This is a genomic window from Leptospira wolbachii serovar Codice str. CDC, assembly GCF_000332515.2.
Classification (GTDB): domain Bacteria; phylum Spirochaetota; class Leptospiria; order Leptospirales; family Leptospiraceae; genus Leptospira_A; species Leptospira_A wolbachii.
The window spans coordinates 59,588-78,043 of record NZ_AOGZ02000001.1 but is presented as its reverse complement, the minus strand read 5'-3'; the positions used below and the strand labels follow the sequence as shown (position 1 = coordinate 78,043).

Annotated in this window: 16 protein-coding genes; 11 read left to right on the top strand and 5 right to left on the bottom strand. The window is 40.0% G+C overall.

Going from position 1 to position 18,456, the window contains the following annotated elements; genetic code table 11:
* Positions 1-67: 67 nt before the first annotated feature.
* Entirely contained in the window at positions 68-1,354 is a 1,287-nt protein-coding gene (aroA, locus tag LEP1GSC195_RS00375) for a 3-phosphoshikimate 1-carboxyvinyltransferase (protein WP_015679725.1), read from the top strand.
* 65 nt (positions 1,355-1,419) lie between these two features.
* On the opposite strand, the gene LEP1GSC195_RS00370 is transcribed toward aroA, so the two are convergent.
* Positions 1,420-2,058 (bottom strand): slr1658 superfamily regulator, encoded by a 639-nt coding sequence (locus LEP1GSC195_RS00370; RefSeq protein ID WP_015679636.1) that lies wholly within the window; start codon positions 2,056-2,058, stop codon positions 1,420-1,422.
* Between the two features lie 235 nt (positions 2,059-2,293).
* Between LEP1GSC195_RS00370 and LEP1GSC195_RS00360 the strand changes: the two genes are divergently transcribed.
* The 3 genes from LEP1GSC195_RS00360 to LEP1GSC195_RS00350 all read left to right on the top strand — a co-directional run bounded on the left by LEP1GSC195_RS00360 (position 2,294) and on the right by LEP1GSC195_RS00350 (position 5,709).
* On the top strand, positions 2,294-3,436 hold the full coding sequence (locus tag LEP1GSC195_RS00360; RefSeq protein ID WP_232227589.1) for a helix-turn-helix domain-containing protein: 1,143 nt from the start codon (positions 2,294-2,296) through the stop codon (positions 3,434-3,436).
* Positions 3,437-3,571: 135 nt separating this feature from the next.
* Positions 3,572-3,997 carry a hypothetical protein gene (locus LEP1GSC195_RS00355; protein WP_040506179.1) on the top strand — a complete coding sequence of 142 codons (426 nt, stop codon included), beginning with the start codon at positions 3,572-3,574 and terminating at the stop codon, positions 3,995-3,997.
* 113 nt (positions 3,998-4,110) lie between these two features.
* A complete protein-coding gene (locus LEP1GSC195_RS00350) occupies positions 4,111-5,709 on the top strand; it encodes a hypothetical protein (protein WP_015679705.1) in 1,599 nt (532 codons plus the stop codon).
* Here the strand turns inward: LEP1GSC195_RS00350 and LEP1GSC195_RS00345 are convergent.
* On the bottom strand, positions 5,690-7,222 hold the full coding sequence (locus LEP1GSC195_RS00345) for a histidine kinase dimerization/phosphoacceptor domain -containing protein (protein WP_015679496.1): 1,533 nt from the start codon (positions 7,220-7,222) through the stop codon (positions 5,690-5,692). The two genes, LEP1GSC195_RS00350 and LEP1GSC195_RS00345, sit on opposite strands and share 20 nt — an antisense overlap.
* Before the next feature lie 143 nt (positions 7,223-7,365).
* Between LEP1GSC195_RS00345 and cmk the strand changes: the two genes are divergently transcribed.
* The 7 genes from cmk (at position 7,366) to fabG (ending at position 13,344) form a co-directional block, all read left to right on the top strand.
* Positions 7,366-8,118, top strand: a complete 753-nt coding sequence (gene cmk / locus LEP1GSC195_RS00340) for a (d)CMP kinase (protein ID WP_015679580.1) — start codon at positions 7,366-7,368, stop codon at positions 8,116-8,118.
* A gap of 20 nt (positions 8,119-8,138) precedes the next feature.
* Positions 8,139-9,842: a 30S ribosomal protein S1 gene (locus tag LEP1GSC195_RS00335; RefSeq protein ID WP_002978138.1), complete on the top strand. Its 1,704-nt coding sequence runs from the start codon at positions 8,139-8,141 to the stop codon at positions 9,840-9,842.
* A 4-nt stretch (positions 9,843-9,846) separates the two neighbouring features.
* Positions 9,847-10,593: a tetratricopeptide repeat protein gene (locus LEP1GSC195_RS00330; protein WP_015679469.1), complete on the top strand. Its 747-nt coding sequence runs from the start codon at positions 9,847-9,849 to the stop codon at positions 10,591-10,593.
* Positions 10,594-10,596: 3 nt separating this feature from the next.
* Positions 10,597-11,211 (top strand): ATP phosphoribosyltransferase, encoded by a 615-nt coding sequence (gene hisG, locus LEP1GSC195_RS00325; RefSeq protein WP_015679685.1) that lies wholly within the window; start codon positions 10,597-10,599, stop codon positions 11,209-11,211.
* Between the two features lie 67 nt (positions 11,212-11,278).
* Positions 11,279-11,479 (top strand): 50S ribosomal protein L32, encoded by a 201-nt coding sequence (rpmF, locus tag LEP1GSC195_RS19400; RefSeq protein ID WP_015679024.1) that lies wholly within the window; start codon positions 11,279-11,281, stop codon positions 11,477-11,479.
* Between the two features lie 5 nt (positions 11,480-11,484).
* Positions 11,485-12,507, top strand: coding sequence for a phosphate acyltransferase PlsX (gene plsX, locus LEP1GSC195_RS00320; RefSeq protein ID WP_040506149.1), 1,023 nt, complete (start codon positions 11,485-11,487; stop codon positions 12,505-12,507).
* 75 nt (positions 12,508-12,582) lie between these two features.
* The gene (fabG, locus tag LEP1GSC195_RS00315; protein WP_002974939.1) at positions 12,583-13,344 is read left to right on the top strand and encodes a 3-oxoacyl-ACP reductase FabG; all 762 of its coding nucleotides are present in this window, start codon (positions 12,583-12,585) and stop codon (positions 13,342-13,344) included.
* A gap of 128 nt (positions 13,345-13,472) precedes the next feature.
* On the opposite strand, the gene LEP1GSC195_RS00310 is transcribed toward fabG, so the two are convergent.
* The 3 genes from LEP1GSC195_RS00310 to LEP1GSC195_RS00300 form a co-directional block, all read right to left on the bottom strand.
* The gene (locus LEP1GSC195_RS00310; protein ID WP_015679546.1) at positions 13,473-14,597 is read right to left on the bottom strand and encodes a P-II family nitrogen regulator; all 1,125 of its coding nucleotides are present in this window, start codon (positions 14,595-14,597) and stop codon (positions 13,473-13,475) included.
* A 1-nt stretch (position 14,598) separates the two neighbouring features.
* Entirely contained in the window at positions 14,599-16,503 is a 1,905-nt protein-coding gene (locus LEP1GSC195_RS00305) for a DUF1538 domain-containing protein (protein ID WP_015679473.1), read from the bottom strand.
* Positions 16,504-16,604: 101 nt separating this feature from the next.
* Positions 16,605-18,098 (bottom strand): rhodanese-like protein, encoded by a 1,494-nt coding sequence (locus LEP1GSC195_RS00300; RefSeq protein ID WP_015679564.1) that lies wholly within the window; start codon positions 18,096-18,098, stop codon positions 16,605-16,607.
* Positions 18,099-18,456 lie beyond the last annotated feature (358 nt).

The window sequence follows — 18,456 nt, the reverse complement described above, 5'->3', positions numbered from 1 at the left end:
CCTTGGTTTCCGTCAAAACCTACTAAAGAAGCACCAAATTGCAAAATACTTTTTAGAAAAATACAACATGTTGCAGCCCCAAATCAAATTAAGTGCCAAAAAAGAAATTTATGTCCCTGGAGATAAGTCTATCTCGCATAGGTCGGTTCTCTTTAGTGCACTCTCCCAAGGGAAATCGGAAATTCATGGTTTTTTGGAAGGAGAAGATCCTCTTCACACCTTAGATTGTTTTGCAAACCTTGGGCTTTCGGTAGAGCCCATTGGCAAAGGAAGTTATTCCGTACAAAGCCCAGGGAAAAATAACTTAAAATCTCCCGCAGGCGTTTTGGATTTTGGAAACGCAGGGACTGGGATCCGCCTTTCTGCCGGTCTACTGGCTGGCCTTCCTCAAATTTCTGCCACACTTACGGGAGATGCCTCCCTTTGCAAACGACCAATGGCAAGGATCATGAACCCTCTTCGGGAAATGGGCGCCGATATAGTTTCTGTCGAAGGAAACGATCGGGCTCCCCTTCGTGTGACAGGAAAACAACTAAAAAACTATTCTTATACTAGTCCTATTGCTTCGGCCCAAATCAAAAGTGCACTCGTACTTGCAGCCCTGGCTTCTGAGATTTCTATCGAATATAAAGAGTCGGAAGTTTCCCGTGACCATACCGAAAATATGATTCGGTTTTTGGGTGGGAATATCGAGCATTATTCCCCAGTACATTTTTCTGTAAAACCTCCCTATCATTTTACAGGTGCTAAGTTTGTCATTCCTGGTGATATTTCAAGTGCTGCTTTTTATATTGTCTTTGGTCTTTGTGCGGGGGGGAATGAACCTCTCGTCATTCGCAATATTGGCCTCAATCCCTCTCGTGTAGGAATTTTAACCGTTTTAAAAAATATGGGTGGGCGAATTGAAGTGACCGCCAAACGTCAGGAATGTGGGGAAGAGATAGGAGACTTACTGGTTTATCCTTCGAAGCTAAAGAGGTCACTCATTACAGAAGATCTGATTCCCTCTATCATTGATGAAATTCCTATTTTAACCATTGCCGGTCTCTTTTCAGAAGGTGGATTTCAAATCTCTCACGCAGAGGAACTACGTGCTAAAGAATCCGACAGAATCCAGTCTATGGTTTCCAATTTGGAAAGACTGGGTGTGATCGTAAACGAATCGAAAGATGGATACGAGTTTGGAGAAGTAGGGGAAATCAAATCCTGTGCTATAGAAACTTTTATGGACCACCGAATCGCCATGAGTTTTGCGATCCTTTCTAAACTTTCGAACGTAGAACTTTCGTTTGACGACACAAGTTGGGTGGACACAAGTTTCCCTGGATTTTTTGAAATTCTGAAATCGTTTTAAAAAAACAAAACGATTTACATTCTGAACCAAAAGTCATTAAAGACCTAGGATTTTTAAATGGAATCCTAGGTTCCAGTTTCTACCGGGATATGAACCCGAATGGTCAGGTCAAAATCTAGTTCTTCTGTTTTCGTAAATTCATAGGCTAGTTTTAATTGGTAATCCTTTAGTAATATAAGTAAACCCATCCCTTCCGATCCACTTCCGTTGTTTCGTGATTCTAAAGCATCAAAATACAATTGGTTTATATTTCCTTGTTGGATTGTTTGAATTTTATTTTCAAAAATTGCTTTCATCCAAGGAGTCACTCGGTTTTTGACTTCTAAGCGTAAATCCGATCCTAAGTCTTTGATTTCAATATAGATTTTACTATTTTCTTTATCAGAATACTTAGCTGCGTTTTCCACTAGTTCATTGATGATTGTAGAGATTGCATTTTTATCTAACCTTTTTGATTCATAAGAATGAAAATAAAACTGAGATATAAAGTTGGATAATACATCACACCTCTTCCAATAGAATGTCATGTCCGAAGAAGAAACAGAAATGGAAAGATGGCTATGAAAAAAAACCTTTTGTTCTAATAGAAAATTGGTCCTTTCGATTAATATTGGTTTTTCGTTTGTATGATCGTTTGCGTGAGGGAAGTTATTGGTTTGGTCGGGGATAGTAGACTTTACGGATGTTAAACTGACAAAGGACATGGAGCACCTCTTAATGGATATAGGATACCTTGAAATGGAAACTTAGTCGTCTGGATAGATCCATCCTTACTTATAAAAAAATCCGATTCGATCGAATCGGACTAATTGTGTTCGAAATTTTCTTTAATTGTGTTAAATCGTTTGGAAAGAAATTTTCAATTCTTATGAAAATGAATGGTAGTCATCCTAGAAACAAAATCACTTCTAGTCTAAAGGGAACAAAAAACCATCTTCTATGATGGAAACTGGTGTAACAATGTCTTCTTCCTTTCAAAATTACAATGAGTCCTTAAACTTCTTTCTTTTGTTTTCGTCACTTCTCGGATTTTTATATGCAATCGGAGAATTCTTTAGTTACCATAAAAATAGAAAACAAATTCTACTTGGAATTATTTTTCTCGGAACTAGTTATTTGTTGTTTAACTTTTACTTAATTTCTTCTGAGAATATCAAACCGTTGTATTATTTGTATCTCACTGATTTGCCGGTTGTGGCTTGTCTAGGTGTGCTCTTGGATGAATACTTTCTTACTGTTTTGGAAGGAAAATTTCGTTCCTTTCGTAGACTTTCCTACCGAATTGTTCCTTTAGCTTTTTTACTGATTCTTATTCTACTTTGGAATTTCGGGAACAAAAGTTATTATTTAGAAAATCAAAATCCTGGATTGAATCCTTTTCACAATCGACCTTTGTTTTTAGTTTTGCCCACCATTCTGATTTATATTTGGTGTATGCTTCGTATTTTCAGAAGAATTTCCAAACAGATTCGATGGAGTACGTTCCGAAAGAATTATACATTAAAAATCGGGCTTTTCATTGTTGTATTTTGTTTGGCTTTATCACTAAACGGGTTAAAAACATTGGCCTTTGGTGGTCAAGTCGCTCATCAATTATCAGGAATTGCTATTGGACTTTTTTTATGTTTTTTGTATGTGCTTAGGCAGACCTATCCGGATTTCTTTTTGGAAGTCCGCAAAATTGTAGAAGAAGAAAAAAAAGAGAAGATTTCTCAAATTTCCAAACTCGACCGTAATTTGGTTCGGAAAAAATTACAAGATCTGTTTGAAATAGAAAAGATATACCGAGAAGAAAAACTAAGTCTGCGTGAACTCTCTGAAAGAATGGACTTAAGTTCTCATCAACTTTCTGAATTCCTAAATACAGAAATCAAACTGAGTTTTTACCAATATACAAATTTTTATCGAGTCAATGAGGCGAAGGAAAAAATCGAAAAAGAACCAGAACGGTCTCTACTTGCCATTGCTTATGATGTGGGTTTTGGTTCTAAATCTACTTTTAATGAGGCCTTCAAAAAGGAAACCGGAGCCACACCCAGAGAGTATAGAGAAAAAATACTGAAAAAACATCCAGTTCGATAGATCCGGTCGTAGTTTTATTTCCAATTCGATCGAACCAGACGACTCGGATCCTTTTTCGGAGTAGGATGGATTCAAGTTTGAGTGTTGTGTTTTGAAACATTACAAACAAACAAATTTGATTCCAAGGACTATCCCATGAAAAAGAAAATTAGTTTCATATTAGCATTAGCATTTGTGACACAAGCAGCATTTGCAGCTCCAAGTAACCAAATGAGCGTAAGAGAAGCCGCGAAAGTGTTGGCAAAAAATGGAATGACTACCAAAGAAGCAAACGAGTATCTCAAAGCTCATATCACTCCCGCAGAGTTTGTTCGTATCAGTAGAGAGATTAAAAATGCTGAATTTGCAGGAACACTTGACCAAGACTTGGATAGGATTGCCTCCTCCATCCAATTGAAACAATCCACAGGAAATTATTTACACGGAACAAACTTCAAAGTTCTAGAGAACGTTTTGGCTTCCGTTACTGTGGTTGCAGTTGTTGGTTTAGTAATCCATGCAGGTGGACTCAGCAATGTCGTGATCGGTGGGATGTATGATTCTGTAGGAGTAGGATTATAGTCCTCACCGTTTAAGTTTATACAAAAACCTAAGAGCCTTGTTTCTATCCAATGATCTGAAGATGAGAAACAAGGTCTCTTTGTAAAAATAGAAGCAATAGAGTATATAAAAAAATGAAGAATCAAAAACTTCGCAAAGAAAATTGGATAAAAAAAACCTACAGCTTATTTTCTGTTTTTGCTTTAATTTCTGGATTCAGCCTATACTCAGAAGCAAAAAAAGAAAATCAAATATTGGATTGGGATGCAGAACGTAAACAGTTTCTCCATAAGAACATAACTTTGGAAGAGCTTGGTCTTAAATCCCAAACCCAATACATTTTAGAAAATTTTTCCATCCATTCTGGGTTAGAACAAACTCCAATCTCTCTAGAACAAGTAGAAGGAAATTTGAAGTATTTAACTTTGGGATTCCAATTACGTAAAATCGAATCCAGATGGAAAACGATAACTCTTTCTTCTGGATCGAAAGACAAAATTACAGAATTCCATCCAAGGGTTGTAGTAAGAGTTGATGCACCTTATGCTTATTCACCGACCGAATATTTTGATTCCAAAGTTTTTCTTAAAAATACGGCCTTAACCATTCCTCCCTCAGAATCCAATGGAAATTGGAATAGTGAATTGTGGTTCGCACCCAAATGGGATTTCCCTATTTTTAGTACATTTGCATTTGAACGAATCATTGATACAGCAACTTGTCCCGATGCCATTTATCATGAATATACTCATTTGATCACCGGGAAGTATTTGGGGAATAATGCCATTGGTCGTGCCCTTGCTGAAGGAATTTCTGATTATTATGCGGCATCATTACTCAACCATCCAGAATTATACACTCATAAAACCTGTGAGGCTGTTAAACGCCAGCTCTTAGTATCATCTTTTCGTTTGGATCGCGAGGTAGGTTCTTATGATTCGTCCATTGAATCTGATTTTAAAAAAGATTTTACCTTTATCCCTTCTTTGTTGTGGCAGTATAGACAGTTAGTAGGTAATGAGTTAGCGGACGTTACAATATTTCAGGCCATAGCGAATACCAATGCCGGGGATCGTTTTTTCCCAGAGTTTATTAATACCCTTTCTACATCTCTTTATAAAGAACTTAAAAAAAGGAATGGAGAACAGGAAGCTACAGAAACGGTTCTTAAATTGGAGGATAAGGTTTGGATTCCGCACGGCGTGTATTCCCAATACAGTCGGAAAAGAATTGTTTTTTCTCAGTTTCCAAAAACATCTGTTAAAGTTTCTAATTCTGATGAAAAGTCTAACGAGTTTTGCGGAGTTAAGAATGAACTAGAATTTTTTTGGAAGGAGGTAAGTTTGGAGGAACCTACTCTTAGATTCTATTGGAATTGTAACCAAGTAAAAATTCCTATGGTGATCCAAATAGACCAATCGAACCCGACAAATTTTTTGTTACAATCCAATCTGCATTTTCTGAGTGGGAAACTAAGGTTCGCAAGTCAAAGTGCTGACAAACCAAATCCAAAACTTTCGGAAGAGAATCAAATTCTATATCTCAAAATGTACAATCACATCAAGGAATACTTTTTTTACAGGAAAACGATGGAGAAAGAAGTAAGGTTGTATTTAGATAGTGGCGTTGATGTTAGCCGCATTCAGAGAATTCGAATGGAATTTGCTTATCTTGGTAATTCAAAAAAAAGATTTCAATATAATTTTCCTCTAGTTAATGACGGGACTTATTAGTCGGAAAAACTATGTGGTATTCTGCTCCGGCATTCCCGCTAAAGGTGAGTTTGCCGGAAAGTTGCGCGGTTAACATGTTAACCAAGGTCAACCCAAATCCCAGTTTTTCTGGATTAGACATTTGAGACTCAAATCCTTTTCCATTATCTTTTACGAATAAGTGAAATTCTTGTTCTTCTTTCCAAATCTTGATATGAATTTCTAATTCTTTGGAAGGATCCCTTGCATACTTTAAACTGTTTGTGAGAAGTTCGTTGGTGATGATTCCTATCGCCTGGAGTTGCTCGGCTGTTAGCTGGGTACTTATAATTTCTGTATTTAATTTTACCTGATACGGAAATAATGAAATAATCTCCTGTGCCAGAGGAATTAAATATTCATCTAATCGAAGTTCGTGGAAAGCCTTTCCTAAATACAATTTGTCATAGAGGAGCGACATGGTTTTGATGCGACTAGTGGCATCCTTTAGAGAATTTGCGAGTCCTTCATCTGCTTGTGATTTTGCTTGCAGATCTAAGAGGTTAAACAGAATCGTCATGTTGTTTTTGATTCTGTGATGGACTTCTCTCAAAATCATTTCCTTTTCAGAAAGCAGAGAATTTACTTTTTCTTCTGCAATTTTTCTTTCCGTAACATCGTGGACGATGGAAAATAATAGATGGCGATTTCCAGTTTCGATGGGAGTAGAATATACTTCTACTTGTTTGATGATTCCACTTGCTAATTTATGTGGAAAAGAAAAATAACTTCTTTCTTCTGAGAGTGCGCGCATCCTCTCTTGTTTTACTTCTTCTTCCGGAAGCATGTTGATCTCATCAATCTTCATTTTAGTTAGAATTTCTTGTGGGTATCCGTAGAATTGAACGGCCGTTTGGTTGGCATTGATAATTTCTCCAGAGTTTGGTTCGATGATTAACATTACCGAAGAATTCTTTTCGAAAAAATCCCGGAACCTTCTTTCACTTTCCGTGAGTTTTCCTGAGATGATGGATTTTTCAATGGCGATACTGACAAGATCTGCTGTTTCGGAAATAATAAAGATATCAAATTCATTGGGGCTTGCAATTTCGTGGTGATAAATGGCGAAGGTTCCGATGGTTTCGTTTGTATGAGACTTAATTGGTTCCGACCAACAGGAAGCAAGTCCCACACTGAGTGCGATTTCTTTGTAGTTTTTCCAGAGGGGGCTTGTTTTTATATCTTCAACAATAACTCGTTTGCCAGTGTAAGCTGCGGTACCACAAGAGCCCGCTTCGGGTCCGATAGGCACTCCCTCGATGGCTTCGTTATAAATTTTGGGAAGAGAAGGGGCAGCACCTATTTTGATTCTAGAATTTTCAATAAGAACCACAGTGCAGATCATGGTTGGGTTGAGAGTTTCAATCCCTTGGACAATTTCCATTAAGATGTCGCTTAAGGGTGAATTTTTGACGATGAGTTCTAGAATTCCACTTCGGAAACATTCAAAGTCTGCAATTCGTTCCGGATCCAGATTGCGATTTCTAAGTTTCACCGATACCCCGCCGAACTCCACTGATGATATGCGGGAAAAAAATCATGTCAAGGTAAAATCGCTTACCGCAAGTTAGCCTTTGTTTGTTATAAGAATTCCTCTGGACGAAATTAATTCCTGTTCTACCTTTAGAATATAAACTCATGAGCACTCTGAATATCGAAAACGTCATAGCCATTGATGGCCCAGCAGGGTCAGGAAAAAGTACACTCGCACGTATGATCGCCCATAAGATAGGGTATCTCTACCTTGATTCAGGAGCGTTTTATCGATCGCTAACGCTTGCTATATGGGAGAAGTTTTTGGAAACCAAAGAAGATGAGTCCAAATTTCCTTTTTACACCGAAAAATTGGCCGACGCCACTCTTCTGGAAAAGGATGAATCCGAATTTGGATTTTCCGTCAGAAAAATTCCCGTACATTGTGAACTATCTTCGACAGGTGAAAATTTGATGTTCCTAGGTGAAAGAGACATAAGTCACGAAATCCGAGATCCAGAGATCACAAAAAAAATTCGTTACATAGCTCCGAGACGAGCTTTTCGAGAGATTCTAAATCACCATATCCGTGAATTTGCAAAAAACCATAAATTGGTGATGGATGGCCGCGATATTGGAACGGAAGTCTTCCCCAGATCAAAATTTAAATTTTTTCTGACCGCCTCTGTGGAAGTGCGGGCCAAACGCCGATATGATGAATTAGTCGCAAAAGGCTTTAAAGCCGACCTAAAACACATCCAGGACGAGATTGTCGCTCGGGACGAAAGTGACACCACCCGTACTGTGGCTCCCCTCAAACAAGCTTCGGACGCAATCCTGATTGACACGAGCACCCTCGACACGGAAACTGTCCTAAATACTATCCTGTCCAAGGTTTCATCCTCTGGGCAAATCTAAGTTTTGTATCCCGGTAACCATTGAATTCAACCAACCCATCCTCCCCCAAAAATGAGACCACTTCTTCCTTCGGCGAATTATTAGAGAAGTGGGAATCGCAGTCACAAGCACAAGAACAAGAGAACTCCGCAGGAAAAGGTACCCTCATTGAAGGGACTGTAGTCGATGTCATTGGTGACACTGTTTTCCTCGATATCGGAGAGAAATTGGAAGCTCGTGTTTCTCGTGAAGACTTCTCAGAAACGCCAAAACGCGGTGAGAAAGTCAGTGCGATCATTAAAAAGCGGGTCGACGGATACTGTGTCCTCTCCAAAAAAGAAGCGGACCAACGAGTTGGTTGGGAAACCATCAAAGACGCAAGTCAAAACGGATACCCACTTTCTGGTAAAATTGTTGGAGAAGTAAAAAATAAAGGATACCTCGTAGAAAGCGAAGGGATCCAACTTTTCCTTCCTGCCTCTCACGTAGGGGTAAGGTTCAAAGAATCCACAGAAGGTGGAAAAGAATTTTCATTCAAAATCATTGAATTAAATGAAAAGACGAGAACCGGTGTGGTCTCTCGCAAAACACTCCTCGACGAAATCAACGGCGAGAAGTGGGAAGAACTCCTCGGCAAAGTAAAAGTCGGAGACAAAGTGAACGGGAAAGTAGTGAAGATTGCCAACTTTGGTGTTTTCCTTTCTGTTTACGATGTAGTAGGGCTTCTTCGTCAAAACGATATTTCTTATAAAAAATTTGCTCCTTTCAAACAATACTTTAACATCGGTGCCGAAGTCGAAGTGATCGTTTTGGAAGTGGATAAAGAGAATAACAAACTCTCTTTGGGTATCAAACAACTTTATGAAGATCCATGGATTTGGGCTAAAAAAGAATTAGAAAAAGGTATGGTAGTTCGAGGAATCGTAACTTCTCTTACCAACTTCGGTGCTTTCGTAGAACTCAAAGAAGGATTGGAAGGACTCATCCATACGACAGAACTTTCTTGGGCAAAAAAACCGCCACATCCAAAAGATGTTTTGAAAAAAAGCCAAGAAGTTGATTCTGAAATTTTGGATATTGATTTTGAAGCAAGACGTTTGTCTCTTGGCCTCAAACAATTACTCCCTAACCCATGGGAAGCTCTCTCTGCTAACGTTCGTGCCGGAAACGTGCTCGAAGGTAAAATCACTGGAATCACTAAATACGGTGCTTTCGTGGAAGTAGAAAGTGGAATCGAAGGACTTATCCATATCTCAGACATTACTTGGGACGAAAGAGAAAAGAATCCATTAAACCTTCTGAAAAAAGGCCAATCGGTTCAGTATAAAATCCTTGATGTCAACTTAGATGCACAACGTATCAGCTGTGGTTTGAAACAACTTTCTGAACACCCTTATGAAGCTCTTCGCAAAAAATACCCACCGGGTACTCTTGTCGAAGGCCGTGTGAAATCCATTGTTAGTTTTGGTGTGTTTGTGGAAGTAGAACCAGGTTACGAAGGTCTTGTCCACATTTCTGAAATCCCAGATGGCCGTAACATCAAGTTAGAAGATCTTTACAAAGTGGGCGAATCCGTTCGCACAGTGGTTGTAAAAATCGAACCTAACAATAAGAAGATTTCTCTCTCTATCAAAGACTTTGATAAAGCGGTAGAACGTGAAGAGATGGCGAAATACATGAAGGAAGACAACCAACCTTCTCGTGAATCCATCGGTTCTTTTATGAATTTAAACCAAAACCGATAGGTCCATGGATAAGTTTCATAAAAAAAACCCTATCGAACAAAAGAAACAGGCAGAACTCATCCAAAAGGATGAGTTCGCTGATTTTGAAGGTTCCAAAGCAGAATTAGTTTTTTTAAAGTTCACACATTTTTTAGCACGGAATCGTAAGTCTGTATTTCTCAGTCTTGCTTCCGCCATCGTTGTGTTAGCTGTCATTATCGGATTTTTCGAATACCGTGCTTACCTTTTTGAAAAAGAAACGGTGACACTGGAAGATTTGAAACTCACCCACCAAAAAACAAAAGTGGGTCTTGATGTTCAAATCCAAAGTTTGGAAGCATTTTTACAAAACCAAAGTACCGGTAAAATGGAACTTCGCGTTTGGAAAGACCTATCCAAACTTTATGCGGAGAAAGGGGAATTCGGAAAAGCAGCCGGATACCTAGAAGATGCTGCCAAAAAAATTGATACACCCAAAGAGATCAAAGCACTTTATTTTTACATTGCTGGCAATTACCGAGAACGGGAAAAAAACAACGCAAAGTCTTTAGAAAACTATAAGATTGCTGCGACCGTGATCGAACCTGCACGAGAACTGAATGGATTTAAGGCTTGGTCTTACTACCAAGCGGGCCGCTTGTCTTACCTTAACGGAGATAAGGCGGGTGCCAAACAGTATCTAGAAAAAGCAGTCAAACTAGACGTGGCCGAATCTGGAGAAGATGTGAAACTCCTCTCTAGTTATTTACTCCTCAAACTCGGGAAAAATTAACCTATGTTGACTTTGGCTCTTCCGAAAGGTAGGCTTGCCGAAGAAACTGCAGTTCTTTTGTTATCCAAAGGATGGCTAAGCTCCTTGCCATCCGAGGGTTCGAAGGAACTCACCTTTGTTTCGGAAGACAAACGTCTCCGCCTTTTATTTGTCAGATCCCAAGATGTTTGCACTTATGTAGAAGAAGCCGCAGCCGATGCCGGAATTGTGGGTTGGGACATTCTAAGGGAAGGGGGATTTGATCTCATCGCTCCCGTGGATTTGAAACTGGGTGCGTGTCGACTCTCTCTCGCCTCTTTTCCCGACTTCGATCTCTTTGCCAAACGTTCCAAAGTGCGCGTAGCCACCAAATATCCCAACCTAACCCGCGAGTATTTTTTCTCGAAAGGGATCTCTTGTGAAATCATCAAACTTTATGGTTCGATTGAACTGGCTCCTATTGTGGGTCTTTCAGACTGTATTGTGGACTTAGTTTCCACTGGTGGGACCTTAAAAGCCAATGGCCTGAAGGAATTTGAGTCCATTTTATACAGTACAGCCCGTTTGGTATGCAATCGCTCCGCTTTTTATCACAAACACACCGAATTACGGTCTCTTATCGAGAGCCTAGAAAATTAAAATATTGTTTTCACATTCGTTTTCCAAAACATAGTAAAAACCAGTTATAATTCCATAGAGGATAGCCATGGCAGTCCCAAAGAGACGTAAATCAAAATCGAAAGTTAGAACGAAAAGAGCCCATCACGCGATAGGCAAACCTAACTTAAACCCGTGTTCCAATTGTGGTTCATTTGTTCTGTCCCACCGTGTTTGCCCTTATTGCGGTTTTTATAAGGGAAAACTCGTAGTCGCTCAAAAAGTTAAAAAAACGACCGAAGATAACTAACCGTTATGTGGGTCGCCGTGGACGCGATGAGCGGAGATTACGGCCCCGAAGGTATCGTCGAGGGCGCGGTTCTGGCAGTACGAGAATTCGGACTGTCGGTTTCTCTCGTCGGCGACGAACAAGAGTTACTTGATATCCTGTTAAAATTTGATTATGACACAGAAAAAATCCGTGTCATTCATTCTACTGAGATTATCGGTATGAATGATTCTCCTTCAATAGCAGTCCGCGCTATGGAGGATTCTTCCGTAGTCAAAGCAGTTCGTTTAGTAGCAGATAAAGAATGTATCGGTGTGTTTTCTCCGGGAAACACAGGTGCTACTATGGCCGCCGCATTGTTACATCTCGGTCGCCTACCTGGCGTTCTGCGCCCCCCCATTGCTGCCCACATTCCACGAGAGGAAGGACCACCTGTCCTTTTGTTAGATGCCGGTGCCAATGTTGATTGTAAACCTGAATACTTAGCTCAGTTTGCAGTCATGGGTGAAATTTATGCCCGTGAACTTTTTGGAATCCAAAATCCGAAAGTCGGAATCCTCTCCAATGGGGAAGAAGACAAAAAGGGAAATACAGTTTCTATTAAAACCTTTGATCTCTTAAAAAAAATCCCGTTTAACTTTGTAGGAAACGTAGAAGGCCGCGATCTTTATGGTGGCGGGCGAGAAGTGGACGTTGTTGTTTGCGATGGTTTTATTGGGAACATTGTTCTTAAAGCAACAGAAGGACTTGCCAAATCTATATTCAATGTTTTAAAGAATTCTATTAGACATTCAAGCCTTGCGAAAACCGGTGCTTTACTTTTAAAATCAACCTTTACGGCTGTAAAAAAACGGTTAGACTATGCGGAATATGGCGGCGCCCTTCTTCTTGGTGTAGAAGGGATTTGTATGATTGGGCATGGTTCTTCAAATGCTTTGGCAGTGAAAAATGCTGTTCGCGTGATTGCCGAGTGCGCCAAACACGGGATCAACGATCGGATTCGAACAAGGCTTAGCGAATATAAAACTCTTTTGAGTGATTCGGTTTAAAAATAAAAAGGATTCATTTAGATTCATTTCATTTAGAAAATATTTTAGGAATTAGGAAAGAAGAGGAAAAACCAAATGATTAGTTTATCAGGAAAAACAGCCATCGTAACAGGTGGAGCGAGAGGAATTGGAAAAGCAACTTGTTTGAAACTTGCTTCTCTTGGAGCCAACATCGTTGTAGCGGATATGAACCCAGAGGCAACCAATGCTACTGCGGAAGAATTAAAATCCAAAGGTTATAAAGCAATTGCCGTAGTGGCGAATGTTTCTGTTGAAGAAGATGCACAAAAACTAATTGATTCTGCGAAAAAAGAATTCGGAACTGTCGACATCCTAGTGAACAACGCAGGAATCACTCGTGATACTCTCCTTATGAGAATGAAAAAAGAGCAGTGGGATGCTGTGATTGCAGTAAACCTTACTGGAACTTACCTTTGTACACAAGCAGCCATCAAAGTGATGATGAAACAAGAAAACGGTGGATCGATCATCAATCTTTCCTCTATCTCTGGTGAAAACGGAAACATTGGACAAACAAATTACTCTGCATCCAAAGCTGGTGTGATTGGTTTTACAAAGGCTGTGGCTCTTGAGATGGCTTCTAGAAAAGTTCGTTGTAATGCGATCGCTCCGGGTTTTATCGCTACTGAAATGACAGAAGCAATCCCTGAAAATATCAGACATGGTATGGTCCAAGCAATTCCACTCAAACGAGCAGGTCTTCCTGAAGACATCGCAAACGGAATTGCATTCTTAGCATCTGACGCATCTTCCTTCATCACTGGACATATCTTAGATATTAATGGTGGTGGATTTTTACCAGGTGGCGGTCACTAAGATTTAAAAATAGAATTCATTACTAGGCAATTAGTAATGACAAACTTATAAATAAACGATAACAATGCGATTCATCGTTATCGACTTATCCCCTCCGATCGGATGTAAGGCCGCTTTTGAGGGGATTTTTATTTTTTCTTAGTCAGTTTCGATTGGTAAGAAAACGCTCTTGGAATTTCCATTGTGTAAGCAATCCCTTCCGTTTCTTCCCCAAAAAAACCAATTCCTTCTAATACAGAGATAACTTCTGGAAGATTTTTTTTAGGAATAAGAAGGTTCGCCACCTCTCTTGCTGGTGTAAATGCATTCAGTTCACTTTGTGAATGCATTAGTTTGTTTAAAGATATTGTAGAACTAGAAACCCCAACTTTTCGTAAACTAACAAGTGCAGATTCGATCGATTCTTCTTTGCAATTCAGAACAACATTAACGCCTTCGAAATAGTTCCTCTGGCGAGTGGATTGCCTAAATTGGTTGGATTTTTTTCTCCAATCCATGTTCCCATATAACTGGTCCAATGCGGAGATGATTTGATCCATACTGGCAGCTTGTTTTGGTCCTTCTAAGCTAACCTTGGTATTCAGCAATCCACGGCCTATGGGAAATTCAAAAATAAATCCTCTACCTGGTAGATCTAGTCTGCCTACCTCAATGATAAAGTCCATCGCATGTTCTGCGTCAGACGAATGGACAACAATTTTTAAGATTTCTTTTTCTTTGGGAATGGTGATTCGTAAGAGCCCTAATTGGTCGCGTAAACCTGTCCCGGTTCCATAACTAATGGTAGGAACGGCAACTCCGTTTTGTAAAATCAAACGAGCGATGGGTTCTGCTGATCCGCGCGGAAGGATACAAAAAACTCCAGTGAGCCCTGAAAATCCAATGGCTTTGTTTTTTTCTTCTATTGTAAAAATATAGTCGGTAGGAACAGAACTGTGTAAATCAATTGTCTCTGAATACACACTTCCATGTCCCGGAACATTTAATTCCGCTGCATCACGAAACAGTGTGAGTAAAAAGTTTTCTGCTATTGGTTCGCAAGCGACTTCAAAAATGGTAACAGGTGTATCAATAATGGAATGGTTTTGGTAAAAGTCGAATAACAACCAACCTCGTTTGGCAAGGACTGGATATCTTCCTGGTTCCATATAAAAATAATGAATTTTATTTCTTTTTAAAGCAGAGATAACGAGATCTGTTAGGTCTCTGTGAACGATCGCAGTGATTCTTATGGCTTTTCGTTTTGAATTCATTTTATTTCTCTTTTAGTTCCGAATCACGTAACGAGAGTTTGCGGGATTTTTCTACAATCATCCCCATCAGAAGAACGGATAAAATAGGGAAGGCGGAGGCTGCCGCAAGAACGCCAAACCCATCCACAGTTCCCATCTGGTTGCCGATCCCAAGCCCCATCGCGATGATGAGGGGAACGGTTATGGGGCCTGTTGTCACTCCTGCACTATCCCAAGCAATATCAATAAACTCGGATTTGCTGAATGTATTTAAGATAAGTAGGAAGAGATAGACTGGGACAATAATCCAAACCAGTGGGATCTCAAGTAAAATCTTTAACATTCCTAGAAGTGTACCTAAACCCACTCCAATAGCAACAGATTGGATCAAGAGGGATTTGCGAAAGGTTCCAACTGTTGTTTCTTCAACCGCATTCCCAAGAGCAGATAATGCTGGTTCTGCGAGAGTAGCGCTATATCCTAGAAAGAAAGCAAAAACTAAAACAACTAAGTAACCAAGTAAATTGTCTTCCTTCCCAAAGATGGGTCCATGGATAGGAACATATTCATATATTTTACTTTTTTGGTTCCAGTTTTCTTCGTGGTAGGGAATTCCTGTATAGGATTTACGTTCTTTAAGATAAAAGAATTTTTCTTCTTTTCCTTCTTCATTCACTGCTTTTAACACAGACTTGGGATTGAAGTTAGGAATGAATTTTGTGGAGTCTACAAGTTCAATGGAACGAAAGGTAGAGGGAAGTTTTCCACCGACTTGGTCTCCTAGTTTGTTCAATCCAAAAATAATTCCAAAGTTAAAGATAGTAAGACCAATAACAGAAAAACCTATTCCTAAAAAAACCTCTTCCGGATAAGGAATTTTTTCTCTGATAATAAAAGTCAAAAACAGAAGCAGGAAAATGGAAATGGGAAGGATGGCGCGCATCGCCATCTGTAAAGCATCGACAATATTGTCTTTTGCCTTTTGATAAAATTCTTTTGGATTGGAAGTGAGTGTTAAGGATGTTTTTTTCCTGAGAGGAACTCCGTGAGAATCACCAAGCAAGAGTTTTGCTTGCTCCGATGTAATTCCTTGTTTGAAAAAAATCTCTTCCGGCATGGGTTTTGGCAGTTTTTCCGAAAAGTACATTCCCACAAGAAATACAGAAAGGATTGGAAATAGGGAAGCTAGTGTCACAACTCCATAAGCACTACTTTGTTCATTTTTTTCAGCTACTTTGGAGATCCCAATCCCTAAAGCCACAACAAGTGGTACGGTTACGGGTCCTGTTGTCACAGCTCCTGAATCCCAAGCAAGACCAGAAATGAATTTTAAGTTCTCATCGAAGTATGCATATATACTCACACCTAACAATATAAATATGGTAGGAACAAGAATTCTCATCAGAGAAAATCCAAACAAAAATCGTAACATCCCAAAAACCACAGAGACTCCGACTCCGATGGCTATCGATAGATAAAGAAAGTGGGAACCTTCATTGAGTAAAAAGTAAAGTAGAGGCGCGTCCCAAGGTGCCACTTTGCTACCGCAGGCTTTCAGTATGGAAATGGCAGGTTCGGCCAATGTGGCACCTACCCCCATGAGAACGGAAAACACAATGATACTAAAGAGGCCCAACTTTTGAGGCAATCGAAGCCCTAGTGCTTCACCCAAAGGCATAAGTCCCAAAAGTAATCCTTCCAAAAAAAAGGTAAGCCCAAGGACAACGGCAGAAATTCCAAAGGTAATGAGTCCTGCTTCTTTGATAGGAATTCGCAGGACAAATAATTGAAAGAGTGCAAGGTATAAGACAATCCAGATGACGGCTTTGATTTGGCCCCAAAGTTTTTTCTGAAAGTAAGGTAGTATTAGGGTAATTGTCTCTCGAAGTCCAATATGAATGGATTCTTCTTTTTCATTCCTTGCCATATAGACAAACTCAATGGGAAAAACAATTTTGCAAAGGGAATTTCAGAAAGAATGTCTCCCGGCGGATGCCGGGAGACCAAGTGGGCAAACTGGGAAAGAGATTAGTACTTATAAGCCTTATCTTCTTGAATGAATTTTTTTGTAGTGGTTGCAGTGAGATTTACAGTGGGACGAACCACATGCGTAGGTTCATTGTACCAAAGGAAGTTCGATAAACTTGCTGTATCAGTTCTCCATTTAAAATCAGCTGGTACTTGGTTGATGGCACTTGTTCCATGTCCTGCTACAAGAGCTGTCCATTCCACAAGAGACCCATCATAGTATACGGTTGGGTATCCGAGAATATTCAAAGAGGCAAATCCGTTTACTTGTGCTTCAAAGTTGGTTCGGCATTGGCTGACGATCGTTGTTCCCGGAGTGTAAACTGCTCTTGTTGTATCAAAAAGAGTTTTAAGAGCTGCTTTGTCTAAGTATTCGTATCCATCCGCATTGTCCTTAAGAAGGTCTGACCAAGGAAATGTTTTGGAGGATTTGATACTTCCTTCGAACGGAACAAACGTTTGGTTCCCTGCTGATGCTGACGGTGCGCCAGAAGACTGATAGGAAGTTGTGATATAGGCAGCGCTTCCTGGATTCACAACAAGGGCATTTCTTGGCACATTTAGACCCTGTGCTGTCCCATCATACTGAGCCGCCGGTCTTGCATCGATAATTTGTTGTTTGGCGGTAAGTCCCCAGAGATTTGCATTTCCTCCTGTTTTTGCGATTTCATAAATATCTTCTAGTCCCAAAGTCAGGACAGTGTTGTCGACTCGCAGATGTTTTACGGAAAATCCACCGTTTCTTTCTAAGTTGATTCCGGATCGACTTGCCGAAAGAGGGATTCCTGCACCTGTTGCCTTTTTGTTCAGGTTTCCATTTACAATGGCTAGGTTTTTGATATCAGCTCCCCAGTATCGTAGCCAATAAACACCACGTGTTACATCTTGTACGGCACCTGCCCCCACGGCTTTTGCAGGATAAGCACCAGAAGCGATTCCATTTCCTGTTCCAACAGTAAAAACAACCAAGTCCTTAGAGAGATTGATTCCAAAGGTTTTTAGCCAATCATCTACAAACTGACCATTTGCTTGGTAACGAACTGAGTTTGAGAATAGACCTGTGTCTCTGGTCTGGTTGAATCGAAATCCACCACTTGGCAAATCTGCTGGTTTGTAATCGTCTAGTAGATAAACATAAACACCCTGGTTTGGGTTCTCCGCTACATAAGGAGAAGCCGCTCCACCAGCGACACGATCTGCCGCATCTGTTTGTAAGATGATCAGGTTTCCCGTGATATGACTTGGTTTGTTGGCAGGCCAGTTACTTACAAAACGTGCCAAAGTCTGCGGAGTGATGAGCCCCCAGTTGTTTTGGTTGTAATCAGCGGCCGATTCATTTACTAAATCGCTCGCCGTATTGACTTTGATTTGGTTGGCAGCCAAGTAAAGTAAAGCTGCCAGTAAAGTATTGTTGTCTTCTTTCTTATCGACACAAGAAACCGAGAAGGAAAGTAGGAGGAAGGCAGTGAGTGTTCGGGTCCATTTTTGAATCATGGAGTTCTCCTTAAAAAATGTTCTTGGAATAGATTTCGTAAAGACGGGCTGATTGGGGAAGTCTATTCTGCTATAGCAGAAGTTAAATCTGCTAAAATGGAGCAAACGATTGGAAATCCGCCCAGGATTTTGGAATTGCCATTGGGATCGTTCGCTTCTCGTCTTTTTTTTAACAAAACGTCTCCAATTGAGGCTATGTAATTTGCGTTAGGTGATGTTAGAATGATGTCAAAGGTTTCAAGAGGAAAATAATCTATTTAGACTTGCCAAAAATTCCGACAATTTCATTTTAAAAAAACGCTAGGCGTACATATATACCTAGCGGAAAACGATTTAACACTTGCCCCACTGATTAACA